Source organism: Helicobacter sp. MIT 05-5294 (assembly GCF_000765675.1).
Taxonomy (GTDB): Bacteria; Campylobacterota; Campylobacteria; order Campylobacterales; family Helicobacteraceae; genus Helicobacter_D.
Genome location: NZ_JRPA02000081.1, coordinates 1 through 569, shown reverse-complemented (window position 1 = coordinate 569; position 569 = coordinate 1). Strand labels below are relative to the sequence as shown.

General features: G+C 32.0%; 1 protein-coding gene. It reads left to right on the top strand.

The genetic code is table 11. The annotated features are described in order from the left end of the window. Positions 1 to 569 (top strand): hypothetical protein (locus LS69_RS10140; RefSeq protein ID WP_238699313.1); only part of this gene is annotated, 569 nt, incomplete at its 5' end.

Genomic DNA, 569 nt, shown 5'->3' with positions numbered 1-569 from the left:
CCCCTCTCCCTACTGCTGCATTAGCAACTACAATGACAAACATTAATGATTTTATTGTAAATCTCCGTGATAAACCCGATACCAAAGAAGGAAAGATTATTGCACAACTCTTCTCACAAGAGTTTAGTTATGCCCTCCTTGAACCTAAATTCCAAAAACTCCAAGAAGAAAATGGTTGGGGAGATGAAACACCATTTAGCTTTTTATATGAAGAGTTAAGCACATATTATTTAGCTCAAAAATCCTATTATGAAAAAGAAAAACAAAATCTCATCAATCCTCTATGGAGAGATGAGTATCTTATCTTAGTATGGAATATAGAATCCAATAATTGGGCTAAAGTATGGGTATTAAAAATGCCTGATAAAAAAAGTGTAGGCACAAATGAAAAAACATTCGAAGAATTAATGGAGTATTATGATATAAGAGATAGTGTCAGAGAGATTATTTCTACTTATTCCCAAACTTTCTTAGAATCTCCCTCACAACTTAAACTCTATGAAGGTTATATCCATTGTAGTGGCTTACAATATCTATTACCTTTTACACAAAACTATATTAAACGATAA